Origin of the sequence: Halolamina rubra, from assembly GCF_000739555.1 — an archaeon.
GTDB lineage: Archaea > Halobacteriota > Halobacteria > Halobacteriales > Haloferacaceae > Halolamina > Halolamina rubra.
On the sequence record NZ_BBJN01000065.1, the window covers coordinates 1 to 11,480 of the forward strand.

Here is an 11,480-nt window from a genome sequence, read left to right on the forward strand (position 1 = left end):
CGGAGGAGTACGAGGCGACGCAGCTCTACACCGCGCCGACGGCGATCCGGGCGTTCATGAAGTGGGGGACGGAGTACCCCGACGCGCACGATCTGTCGAGCCTCCGGCTCCTCGGGACCGTGGGCGAACCGATCAACCCGCGGGCCTGGAAGTGGTACTACAAGCACATCGGCGACGAGAGTTGCCCGGTCGTCGACACCTGGTGGCAGACCGAGACGGGCGGGATGATGGTCACGACGCTGCCGGGAGTCAAGGACATGAAGCCCGGCTCCGCGGGGCCGGCGCTGCCGGGCGTCGACGCCGAGATCCTCGACACGACCGGCGAGGAGGTGGAGGCCGGCCGCGCCGGGTATCTGACGATCCAGAAGCCCTGGCCGGGGATGCTGCGCACGCTGTACCAGAACGACGAGCGGTTCGTCGACGAGTACTGGCGCGAGTACTCCGACACGGACTCCGACGACTGGCGCGACTGGACGTACTTCCCGGAGGACGGGGCGAAGATCGACGAGGACGGCTACATCACGGTGCTCGGCCGCGTCGACGACGTGCTCAACGTCTCCGGGCACAGGCTCGGCACGATGGAGATCGAGTCCGCCATCGTCGGCGTCGAAGGCGTCGCCGAGGCCGCGGTCGTCGGCGGCGATCACGAGATGAAGGGCGAGGCCGTCTACGCCTACGTCATCACCGAGGACGGCTACGACGAGGACGAGGCGCTCCGGGAGGCGATCGTCGCCGGCGTCGAGGACGCGATCGGTCCGATCGCCCGGCCCGAGCAGGTGATCTTCACGCCCGAACTCCCGAAGACGCGCTCGGGCAAGATCATGCGTCGCCTGCTCGAGGACATCGCTAACGGCGAGGAACTCGGCGACACGTCGACGCTCCGTAACCCCGAGATCGTCGAGGAGATCCGGGTCAGCGTGCAGCAGTAACCCCGAGGTAGCGTTTTTCGAACACCAACTGACCACGACCGACCAACACACGACCTATGACACACAATAACTCACACGAACCGGACGATAGCGAGGACGACCTCGCCGCCGACGGCGGATCGTCGCCGGCATCCGCCAGAACCGACGGCGGCCGACAATCGCCGCCGTCCGACGGGACCGACGGCGGCGTCGCCGAACGCGAGGCGGAGGTGGACTACCTCGAGACCGAGATCAACATCCTGAGCCCCAACACGCCGTTCATGCGGGACCACCTGAAGCAGGTCTGGGCCGGCTTCATCGCGTGGACGATCCTCACCTGGGGGCCGGTGACGGCGACGTATCTCGCGCCGGAGCTGATGACCCAGGAGATCCCGCTGCTCCAGTTCCCGGCGCACTACTTCACGGTCGCGTTCCTCGCGCCGACGAGTTCGCTGGTGCTGGCGTTCGTCTACTCGCGGCGGCGGGACAAGCTCGACGAGAAGTACGGCATCGACCACTCCGACACCGTCGACGCCGGCTCCGGCGGCTCCGAACCCGACGAGAGCGTCGCCGCCGACGGGGGTGAGGACGTATGACCGGGCTCGCGACCGCGGCGCTCCAGTCGAGCGAGCTGCTGCCCGAGGCGCTGGACATCTCGTTCAAGCCGATCCCGGCGGTGCTGGTGATCGCGATGCTGGCGCTGTTCCTCGTCGTCGGCTACCTGTTCAAGGTCGCCGACACCGAGGGGATGTGGGTCGCCGGCCGCTCGATCGGCAACGTCGAGAACGGGATGGCGATCGGCGCGAACTGGATGTCCGCCGCATCGTTCCTCGGGCTCGCCGGGCTCGTCGCCCTCGCGGGGTTCTACGGGCTCGCGTTCATCATCGGCTGGACGGCGGGCTACTTCGTGCTGCTCATCTTCCTCGCCGCGCAGATGCGGCGGTTCGGGAAGTACACCGCGCCCGACTTCGTCGGCGACCGCTTCAACTCCGACACCGCCCGCGCGCTGGGCGCGCTGACGACCATCCTGATCGGCTTCGTCTACTCCGTCGGACAGGCTCGCGGGATGGGGCTCGTCGGCCTCTACGTGTTCGGCACCGACTACGTGACGATGGTGGTGATCATGATGGCGATCACCGTCGCGTACCTCAGCCTCTCGGGGATGATGGGCGCGACGAAGAACATGGCCGTCCAGTACGTCATCCTCATCGTCGCGTTCCTCGCGGCGGTGTACGTCGTCGGCTTCACCGGCGGCTACTCCACCGTTCTGCCCCAGATCGAGTACGGGGCGCTGATCAACGACCTCAACAGCGAGTTCTCCGAACCGTTCGCCAACTCCTCGTTCTTCCTCTGGGTCGCGACCGCGTTCTCGCTGGTGTTCGGGACCTGCGGGCTGCCGCACGTGCTCGTGCGGTTCTACACCGTCGAGAACGAGAAGACCGCCCGCCACTCCACCGTCTGGGGGCTGTTCTTCATCATGCTGCTGTACTGGGGCGCGCCCGCGCTGGCCGCCTTCGGCGTCGACCTGTACGACGCCTCGCAGTACGGCCCGACGTACGCCGCCGAGGGCGGGATGTCCGGCGGCGAGGGCGACCTGATCGTCGTGCTGGCCGCCCAGCTGTCGAACCTCCCGACGTGGTTCGTCGGCCTCGTCGCCGCCGGCGGGATCGCCGCCGCCATCGCGACGACCGCGGGGCTGTTCATCACCGCCTCCTCGGCGGTCTCCCACGACATCTACACCAACATCATCAACCCCGACGCGACCCAGCGCGAGCAGGTGCTGGTCGGCCGGGGCACCATCGTCGCCCTCGGGGCGATCGTCACGCTCACCGCGCTCGACCCGCCCGCGCTGGTCGGCGAGCTGGTCGCGCTGGCGTTCTCGCTGGCGGCGATCGTGCTGTTCCCGATGTTCTTCCTCGGGCTCTGGTGGGAGAACACCAACCGCGAGGGCGCGCTCGCGGGGATGAGCGTCGGCCTGCTGATCTGGGTCGGCGCGGTCGTGAACGACCTGATCCTGCCGTTCAGTGACCTGTACAGGGAGGTGTTCCCGGCCATCGGCGCCGCCCTCGTGGGGACGCCGCTGGTGTTCGCGATCACCATCGCCGTCTCCCGGCTCACCGAGGAGCCGCCGGAGGACACCAAGCGCATGGTCCGGCAGTGTCACAGCCCGGAGCCGATGTCCCGCCAGGAGAGCGCCGAAGACGTCGCGACCGACGGGGGCGAGACCCCCGCGGACGACTGATCCATGTACGACAACATCCTCGTTCCGACCGACGGAAGCGACACCGCCGAGGCCGCCGTCGACCGCGCGGTCGACCTCGCCGCGAAGTACGACGCCACCGTCCACGCGCTGTACGTCATCGACGTGGACGCCGTGAACTACTCGCTGGGCACCGAGCAGGTCGACCGCATCCGGCAGGGCCACCTCGACGACATGCCGGAGGTGAAACAGGCCGCCGACGAGGCGACGGGCTACGTCGCCGACGCCGCCACGGCCGCGGGCGTGCCCGCCGAGGAGCACGTCCGGGCCGGCCAGCCGGCGCGCGCGATCCGCAGCGCCATCGACGAGCTCGACGCCGACCTCGTGGTGATGGGGAGCCACGGGCGCTCGGGGATCTCCCGCGCGCTGCTGGGCAGCGTCGCCGAACAGGTGCTCCGGAAGACGAAGGTGCCGGTGTTCGTCGTCGACGCGCGGGGGGAGTCCGAGGACGGCTAACTCCGTCTCCCCCTCGCCGCTCCGGCGCCGAAACCCACGTATCGCTCGGCCACCTACAGCCGGTATGAGCTACCCCGTCACCTACTACTGCCCGCGCTGTGGCGCGGTCCACGAACTCCAGCGCGAGGGCTACCTCGCGGACAAAACCGTCACCCCCTACCCCCTCGAGGGGTGGCGCTACGTCGACCCCGACGAGCCGTTCGAGGACGCGGCGGGCGTCGACGGTGTCCGGATCGTCTGCGGCGACGAGGAGCTGCTGCTCTCGGGCGACGACCTGCCCGAAGGCGCCGACGCGCCGGACGCGGGCTGTGGCGAGCCGTTCTACCTCTCGTTCGTCCGGTTCGAGGACGGCGTCGAGGTCGAGCCGGAGCCCGAGGGCGACCGCGTCACCATCGGCGTCGGCGTCGGGGGCCCGCGCGGCCCCGACAGCCCGGGCGGTCCCGCGGGTCCCCACGGCGACTGAGCCGCCCCGCGGCTCACTCCTCTCCCAGCCGTTCGGACACCGTCGGGTGACTGAGCACGTTCGCCGCCGTGAGCGCGAACGCCACCACGCCGCCGGCGACGACGAGCTGCGTGTACGGGTCCGGCGGCGTGAACAGCAGCGCCAGCGGGTACGCGACCGTGACGATCGCGAGCGCGAGGACGACGAACCGGTCGCGTCGGCTGTCGAGCATACGTCGGCTACCGCCCGGCCGGGGGTAAAGCGCCGCGGTCGAACCGCGTGACGTGCTGACAAACCCCACTTGGTCAGGAAAGTTCGGCCGGGATTGCCGGTTGATAGTTAAACAACGCCGTTTTCACCGTCGGGCGGCTACGTTCGGAGACACACCGGCGCGGCCGATCGACCACCGGCGGCGTCGAACGCTCTCACATGCTCTCACCCGACACCGTTCTCGACGACTCGCGCGTCGCCGTCGTCGGCGACACCGACTGGACAGCCGCGGTCGCCGAGGCGCTCCGAGGCCGGACTGCCGGCGCCGTCGACGCCGTCGACACGGCGGCCGCCGCACTGGAGCTCGTTCGCGACGGGGCCGTCGACGCCGTCCTCACCGCTCAGGACCTCGGCGACGCGACCGGGGTCGTGCTCGTCCGCGAGATCCGCGAGGCGACGGCGACGCTCCCGGTCGTGCTCGGGACCGCCGCGGGCTCCGAGTCGCTCGCCAGCGAGGCGATCGAGGCGGGGGTGACCGACTACGTCGTCGTCGACGACCGCGAGGCGGCGGTCGCGGAGACGCTCCGGCGGACCGACGAGGCGGTCCGGGCCGCCCAGCGGAAGCGGACCCAGCGCGACCGTGCCCGGCAGTTCGACGCCACGTTCGACGACGCCCGGACCGCGACGTGGGTGCTCGACCCCGACGGGACGCTCACGCGGGTGAACGAGGTCGCCCGGGGGATGGTCGACGCGGACACCGACGCGCTGGTCGGGCGGCCGTTCTGGGAGCTGCCGTGGTGGCCGGACGACGACACCGCCGCGGCCGACGTCCGACGGCTGATCGAGACCGCCACCGGCGGCGAGTTCTGCCAGGCGGTCGTCACCCGCGAGGGCGTCGCGGGCGACCGCGTGCTCGAGCTCTCGGTCCGCCCCGTGACGGACGGGCGCGGGCGGCTCGTCTCGATCGTCGTCGACGGGGTGGACATCGGCGACCGCGTCGAGCTCGAACGCGAGCTCCGGCAGTCCGAGGAGCTCCACCGCGTCACGCTCAACAACATGACCGACACCGTCCTCATGACCGACGAGGACGGCGAGTACACGTACGTCTGCCCCAACGTCCACTTCATCTTCGGCTACACCGCCGACGAGATCCGCGAGCTTGGCACGATCGACGAACTGCTCGGCGACGACCTGTTCGACCGCGAGGAGCTCGCCGAGTCGGGGGTGCTGAAGAACATCGAGGTCACCGCGACCGACAAGGCCGGCCGGGAGCACACGCTTCTCGTCAACGTCCGCGAGGTGTCGATCCAGGACGGCTCGCTGCTGTACAGCTGTCGCGACATCACCAAGCGCAAGCAGCGCGAGCAGGCGCTGGCGGCGCTCCAGGAGACCGCCCGGGAGTTCCTCTACGCCGAGACCCACCAGGAGATCGCCCAGCACGTCGTCGACGACACGGCCTCGGTGCTCGATCTCGACGCCGGCGCCGTCTACCTGTTCGACGCGGACGACAACCACCTCCAGCCCGCAGCCCAGTCGCCGGGGATGCGTGAGGCCCACGGGCCCCTGCCGACCGTCCACGCCGACGGCCGCGACCTGACGAGCCACAGCTTCGTCGAGAACGAGGCGCTCTTTTTCGACGACGTGCACGCCGACGACCGGCTGCAGAACCCCGCGACGGACATCCGGAGCGCGGCGTACATCCCGCTGGGCAACCACGGCGTGTTCGTCGCCGGCTCGACCGAAGTGGGCGTGTTCGACGACGTGACCCGGGAGCTGGCGGACCTGCTGGCCGCGACCGCCGAGGCCGCGCTCGACCGCGTCAGCCGGGAGTCCCAGCTCCGCGAGCAGGACCGCGAGCTCCAGCGGCGCAACGAGCAGCTCACCACGCTCAACCGCATCAACGAGACGATCCGCGAGATCGACGGCGCGCTCGTCCGCTCGGAGACCCGGACGGAGATCGACCACACCGTCTGCGAGCGGCTCACCGCCGAGGACCGCTTCCGGTTCGCGTGGATCGGCACCGTCGACGCCGCGACCGACACCGTCACCCCGGAGACGTGGGCCGGCGCCGAGCAGGGGTACATCGACAGCCAGTCGTTCCCGGTCGCCGCCGACGGCGTCGAGCCGGCGGGGCGGGCCGCCGCGACGGGCGAGCCGACGCTCGTCTCGAACGTCGCCGCCGACCTCCGGGCGGCGCCGTGGCGGAAGGACGCCATCTCCCGGGACTTCCTCTCGGTACTGAGCATCCCGCTCGTGTACAACGACCTCTCCTACGGCGTGCTGACGGTGTACGCCGAGACGCCCGACGCGTTCGACGAGCCGGTGCGGCCGGTGCTGGGCGAGCTCGGGGAGACGATCGCCTCGGCGATCAGCGCCAGCGAGCGCAAGCGCGCGCTGCTCACCACGTCGATGACCCGCGTCGACTACGCGGTGGCCGACCGCTCGTTCGTGCTCACGCAGCTGGCCGGCGCCGCCGACTGCAGCCTCAGCTACGAGGGCGGTGTCCAGCAGACCGCCAGCGGCAACTACGTGTTCGTCACCGTCGAGGACGCGCCCGTCGACGACGTCGTCGACGCCGCGGCGGGGCGTCGTGGTGGTCGACGACGTCCAGCGGATCCGCGGCGGGGAGGCCGGCGGCGTGGTCCGGCTCCAGCTCTCGAAACCGTTTCTCGCGACCGAACTCGCCGACCACGGCGCGATCCTTCGGACCGCGTCGGCGACGGAGTCGGGCGCGACGCTCACAATCGACGTGCCCGGCAGCGTCGACACCAGACACGTCACTGGGTTCCTTCGGGAGCGCTTCGGCGAGGTGGAGCTCACCGCCAAACAGACCAGGGAGCAGGCCTCCGAACACGGGTTCTACGCCTCGGTGCTCGAGCGGCTCACCGACCGCCAGCTGGAGGTGCTGGAGACGGCGTACTACAGCGGCTTCTTCGAGACGCCCCGCGGCGTCACCGGCGAGGAGGTGGCCGACTCGCTGGGGATCTCGCCGCAGGCGTTCTACCAGCACGTCCGGACCGTCCAGCGCAAGCTGTTCGCCGCGCTGGTCGACGACCACGCGCCGGTCGCGACCGCACACGCCGATTGAGACCGGTAGCGGCGCGCTCCGGCGGTTTCTGCGCGATCGTGTGAGCGCCAACCACTGTTGACTGTTCAACCCACCCCGCTCGGAGCGGTTCGGTAGTCAACGAGGGAATACTCCCCCGTGACTCGGGTAGGGGGAGGCGAGTACCCGCGGTGGGGCTCGAAACCATGAGAGACGTCGACCAGAACCCGAACGAGGAGACGCCGTACGAGTGTTTCCAGTGCGGCAACGTGATCGTCGCCGAGGACAATCCCGGCCAGTGTCCGGACTGCGCCGGTTCGATGCGGAACCGACGCACGCCGATCGAGTAACTATGGCATCTACATCCACTACAGAGACCGAGCAGTCCACCGAGGAGCCGGCCGAGCAGGAGTCCGCGCTGCAGACCGCGCGCCGCCAGCTCCGACACGCCGCCGACCACCTCGACATCGACCCCAACATCGTCGAGCGGCTCGAACACCCCAAGAGCGTCCACGAGGTGACGGTCCCGATCGAGCGCGACGACGGGAGCGTCGACGTGTTCACGGGGTACCGCGCCCAGCACGACAGCGTCCGCGGCCCGCACAAGGGCGGGCTACGCTTCCACCCCGAGGTCACGCGCGACGAGTGTGTCGGCCTCGGCATGTGGATGACCTGGAAGTGTGCGGTGATGGACCTCCCCTTCGGCGGCGCGAAGGGCGGGATCTCCGTCAACCCGAAGGAGCTGAGCGACCGCGAGAAGGAGCAGCTGACCCGGCGGTTCACCGAGGAGCTGCGCGACGTGATCGGGCCGACGGTCGACATCCCCGCGCCCGACATGGGCACCGACCCGCAGACGATGGCGTGGCTGATGGACGCCTACTCGATGCAGGAGGGGGAGACGATCCCCGGCGTCGTCACCGGGAAGCCGCCGGTCGTCGGCGGCAGCAAGGGCCGGGACAGCGCACCCGGCCGCAGCGTCGCCATCATCGCCCGCGAGGCGATCGACTACTACGAGAAGGATATCCGGGAGACCTCGGTCGCGATCCAGGGGTACGGCAGCGTCGGCGCCAACGCCGCGCGCCTGCTGGACGAGTGGGGCGCCAACGTCGTCGCGCTCAGCGACGTGAACGGCGGCATCTACGACACGAACGGGCTCGACACCCACTCGATCCCGACCCACCACGAGGAGCCGGAGGCGGTGATGACCCACGACGCCCCCGAGACCGTCTCCAACGACGAGCTGCTCGAACTCGACGTGGACGTGCTGATCCCCGCGGCAGTCGGCAACGTGCTGACCGCCGACAACGCCGACGCCGTCCAGGCCGACCTCATCGTGGAGGGCGCGAACGGCCCCACCACGTCGGCGGCAAGCGAGATCTTCGCCGAGCGCGACATCCCGGTGATCCCGGACATCCTCGCCAACGCCGGCGGCGTCACCGTGAGCTACTTCGAGTGGCTCCAGGACATCAACCGCCGCGCGTGGTCGCTCGAACGGGTGAATGACGAACTCGAGACCGAGATGCTCGCGGCGTGGCACGACGTGCGCGAGGAGCTCGAGGAGCGCGACGTGACCTGGCGCGACGCCGCCTACATCGTCGCGCTCTCCCGCGTCGCCGAGGCCCACGACGCCCGCGGGCTGTGGCCCTGATCGCGGCGACGGCGCCGCCTATCGCTCCCCGCTGACGCTCCCGAACCTCACCCCTTGATGTTGCAGACGGGGAACGTCCGCGCCACCTTGTCGCCGATACCGAGTTCGTCGCTGACCCGGACGACCTCGTCGACGTCCTTGTACACGCCGGGGGCCTCCTCGGCGATCGTCGCGCCGGAGTTCGCCTTCACGTAGATGTGCTCCTGTTCGGCGAGGTCGTCCTGCACGTCGCCGCCCCAGAACTCCTGTTTGGCCTGCGTGCGAGACATCAGCCGCCCCGCGCCGTGGGCGGTCGAGCCGAACGTCTCCTCCAGCGAGCGGTCGCCGCCTTTCAGCACGTAGCTCCCGGCGCCCATCGAGCCCGGGATGATCACGGGCTGGCCCACGTCGCGGTAGGCCGCCGGCACCTCCTCGCGCCCGGCGGGGAACGCCCGCGTCGCGCCCTTCCGGTGGACGAACAGCTCCCGGTCCTCGCCGTCGACGTCGTGGCTCTCCCGTTTGGCGATGTTGTGGGCCACGTCGTACAGCAGCTCCACGTCGTCGCCGTCGACGGCGTCGAACACGTCGGCGAGCGTCTCCCGGGTACGGTGGGTGATCAGCTGGCGGTTCACCCACGCGAAGTTCACTGCCGCGCACATCGCGCCGTAGTACTCCTCGGCCAGCTGGGAGCCGGCGGGCGCGGCCGCGAGATCCTTGTCCGGCAGCCGGTCGAGCAGGTCGCCGTGCTCCTGCTCGATCTTCCGGACGTAGTTCGAGCAGATCTGGTGGCCCAGCCCGCGGCTCCCGCAGTGGATCAGGACGACGATCTCGCCCTCGCGGAGCCCGTAGGCGTCGGCCACGTCGTCGTCGAACGTGTCGGTGACGCGCTGGACCTCGAGGAAGTGGTTGCCCGAGCCGAGACTCCCCATCTGGTTCATCCCGCGGTCCTTCGCCTTCTTCGAGACGTACTCGGGCTTCGCGTCGGGGCGGCGCCCCTCGTCCTCGCAGTGTTTCAGGTCGGCGTCGGTCGCGTACCCCTGCTCGACGGCCCACTCGACGCCGCGTTCGAGCGCGCCCTCGACGGCGTCGCGGCTCCCCTCGACGACGCCGCCGCCGCCGAGCCCGGAGGGGACGGCGTCGAACAGCGCGTCGACGAGCTCCTCCTCGCGGCCGCGCACGTCGTCGTACGTGAGCGGCGTGCGGAGCATCCGGACGCCGCAGTTGATGTCGAACCCCACCGCGCCCGGCGAGATACAGCCGTCCTCGGCGTCGATGGCGCCGACGCCGCCGACGGGGAACCCGTACCCCTGGTGGGCGTCGGGCATGGCGAGCGCGTACTTCGTCATCCCGGGGAGGTGGGCGGCGTTTTTGAGCTGCTGGAGGCTGTCGTCCTCGCCGATCTCCTCGAGCAGCGCCTCGCTCGCGAGCACCCGGGCGGGCACCTCCATCCCGCCCTCACGGGCGATCTCCCAGACGTGCTCCCGGACGCGTTCGAGCGTCACGTCGTCGAACTCCCTCGTGGTCATACCCGTACGTGGGGCCCGGAACGGAAAGACCGTTCCGTGTCAGTCGGCCGTCGGCGTCGGCTCGACGCCGCGGTCCTCGGCGGCGGCCCCGCTGCCGAACCGGTCGGCGAGCAGGCGGTCGATCGAGTAGGCGCCGCCGCCGGTGATCACCAGCACCGACACCAGCCCGAACAGCGAGACGTGGGCCATCACGGGGTCGTCCGGCAGCCCGAACAGCGTCGTGGTGAACATCAGGATCGCCACGCCGCAGCCGGCGCGGGTGAACAGCCCCAGCGCGAGCGCGACCCCGAGCGCCATCTCGGTGAGCCCGGCGCCGACGACCCACAGCTCCGGCGAGACGGGGACGACCGCGGTCAGGTCGTACTTCGCGACGACGGCCAGCGCCTGGCCGGGCATGAACAGCTTCTGGACGACCCCGAGGTAGACGAACGACGCCCCCAGCCCGACGCGGACGATCACCGGGACGAGCGCCGTCCGGGCCGCGAGCCGCTCGCCGATCGGCGCGAGCGTCTCCCGAACCGGGTCGAACCGCTGGTAGACGGTCCCCTCGGCGGTCGAGAGCCGCGAGAACACGTGGTCGGCGCTGGGGCGGCCACCTCCGAGCAGCAGGATCGCGAGAAAGCCCGGGAGGTACTCCAGTGCCAGTAACAGCGCGGGGCTGAGCGCCAGCCCGACGAGGTAGCCGACGAGCCCCGCCAGCGCCGCGATCCGGGTCGCGAAGCCGAACACGAGCAGGAAGCCGACGCCGATCCCGTACAGCCGGATCAGCGGCCCCGGAACCCCGAGCAGGCCGGCGGTCGCCGCCGGCGAGAAGAGGTAGCCGGTGAACCCCGCGCCGACCATCGGGAGCCCGATCGCGAGCCGGGCGAGCCACGGCAGCAGGTCGTCGTAGCTCCGGAGCGTGGTCCGGAGCACGGCGAGGTCGGCCCGGAACGGCCGGAGCCGGAGCCAGCCGGCGCCCGCCGCGACGGCGCCGACGCCCCGCCCCGAGCAGCGCGAGCGCGA

10 protein-coding genes and 1 pseudogene are annotated in these 11,480 nt (G+C 70.5%); 8 read left to right on the forward strand and 3 right to left on the reverse strand.

Annotated features, from left to right (window positions below; genetic code table 11):
* The 5 genes from ACP95_RS14815 to ACP95_RS14835 all read left to right on the forward strand — a co-directional run.
* Nucleotides 1-929 (forward strand): AMP-binding enzyme (locus ACP95_RS14815; protein ID WP_154018557.1); only part of this gene is annotated, 929 nt, incomplete at its 5' end.
* A 56-nt stretch (nt 930-985) separates the two neighbouring features.
* The gene (locus ACP95_RS14820; protein WP_049981941.1) at nt 986-1,504 is read left to right on the forward strand and encodes a DUF4212 domain-containing protein; all 519 of its coding nucleotides are present in this window, start codon (nt 986-988) and stop codon (nt 1,502-1,504) included.
* On the forward strand, nt 1,501-3,150 hold the full coding sequence (locus ACP95_RS14825; protein ID WP_049981942.1) for a VC_2705 family sodium/solute symporter: 1,650 nt from the start codon (nt 1,501-1,503) through the stop codon (nt 3,148-3,150). The genes ACP95_RS14820 and ACP95_RS14825 overlap by 4 nt, the downstream gene beginning before the upstream one ends.
* Nucleotides 3,151-3,153: 3 nt before the next feature.
* Complete coding sequence (locus ACP95_RS14830; protein WP_049981943.1) at nt 3,154-3,624, forward strand: universal stress protein; 471 nt, start codon at nt 3,154-3,156, stop codon at nt 3,622-3,624.
* A gap of 64 nt (nt 3,625-3,688) precedes the next feature.
* On the forward strand, nt 3,689-4,087 hold the full coding sequence (locus ACP95_RS14835) for a hypothetical protein (protein ID WP_049981944.1): 399 nt from the start codon (nt 3,689-3,691) through the stop codon (nt 4,085-4,087).
* 13 nt (nt 4,088-4,100) lie between these two features.
* Here the strand turns inward: ACP95_RS14835 and ACP95_RS14840 are convergent, their stop codons facing one another.
* On the reverse strand, nt 4,101-4,298 hold the full coding sequence (locus tag ACP95_RS14840; protein ID WP_049981945.1) for a hypothetical protein: 198 nt from the start codon (nt 4,296-4,298) through the stop codon (nt 4,101-4,103).
* Nucleotides 4,299-4,495: 197 nt separating this feature from the next.
* On the opposite strand from ACP95_RS14840, the pseudogene ACP95_RS14845 reads away from it, so the two are divergent.
* The 3 genes and pseudogenes from ACP95_RS14845 (at nt 4,496) to gdhB (ending at nt 8,970) form a co-directional block, all read left to right on the forward strand.
* A pseudogene (locus tag ACP95_RS14845) lies at nt 4,496-7,364 on the forward strand (bacterio-opsin activator domain-containing protein).
* A 164-nt stretch (nt 7,365-7,528) separates the two neighbouring features.
* Complete coding sequence (locus tag ACP95_RS15850) at nt 7,529-7,672, forward strand: rubrerythrin-like domain-containing protein (protein WP_143076985.1); 144 nt, start codon at nt 7,529-7,531, stop codon at nt 7,670-7,672.
* A 2-nt stretch (nt 7,673-7,674) separates the two neighbouring features.
* A complete protein-coding gene (gdhB, locus tag ACP95_RS14850; protein ID WP_049981946.1) occupies nt 7,675-8,970 on the forward strand; it encodes a glutamate dehydrogenase GdhB in 1,296 nt (431 codons plus the stop codon).
* 47 nt (nt 8,971-9,017) lie between these two features.
* On the opposite strand, the gene ACP95_RS14855 is transcribed toward gdhB, so the two are convergent.
* Both ACP95_RS14855 and ACP95_RS14860 read right to left on the reverse strand, forming a co-directional pair.
* A complete protein-coding gene (locus tag ACP95_RS14855) occupies nt 9,018-10,475 on the reverse strand; it encodes an RtcB family protein (protein WP_049981947.1) in 1,458 nt (485 codons plus the stop codon).
* A 39-nt stretch (nt 10,476-10,514) separates the two neighbouring features.
* Nucleotides 10,515-11,480, reverse strand: a 966-nt coding sequence (locus ACP95_RS14860; protein WP_049981948.1) for a DoxX family protein, incomplete at its 5' end; no start/stop codon positions are given.

Excerpts from the sequence above, each read along its gene's own strand:
- ACP95_RS14820 (WP_049981941.1), top strand. The coding sequence starts at position 986 with ATGACACACAATAACTCACACGAACCGGACGATAGCGAGGACGACCTC.
- ACP95_RS14825 (WP_049981942.1), top strand. The coding sequence starts at position 1,501 with ATGACCGGGCTCGCGACCGCGGCGCTCCAGTCGAGCGAGCTGCTGCCC.
- ACP95_RS14830 (WP_049981943.1), top strand. The coding sequence starts at position 3,154 with ATGTACGACAACATCCTCGTTCCGACCGACGGAAGCGACACCGCCGAG.
- ACP95_RS14835 (WP_049981944.1), top strand. The coding sequence starts at position 3,689 with ATGAGCTACCCCGTCACCTACTACTGCCCGCGCTGTGGCGCGGTCCAC.
- ACP95_RS14840 (WP_049981945.1), bottom strand. The coding sequence starts at position 4,298 with ATGCTCGACAGCCGACGCGACCGGTTCGTCGTCCTCGCGCTCGCGATC.
- ACP95_RS15850 (WP_143076985.1), top strand. The coding sequence starts at position 7,529 with ATGAGAGACGTCGACCAGAACCCGAACGAGGAGACGCCGTACGAGTGT.
- gdhB (WP_049981946.1), top strand. The coding sequence starts at position 7,675 with ATGGCATCTACATCCACTACAGAGACCGAGCAGTCCACCGAGGAGCCG.
- ACP95_RS14855 (WP_049981947.1), bottom strand. The coding sequence starts at position 10,475 with ATGACCACGAGGGAGTTCGACGACGTGACGCTCGAACGCGTCCGGGAG.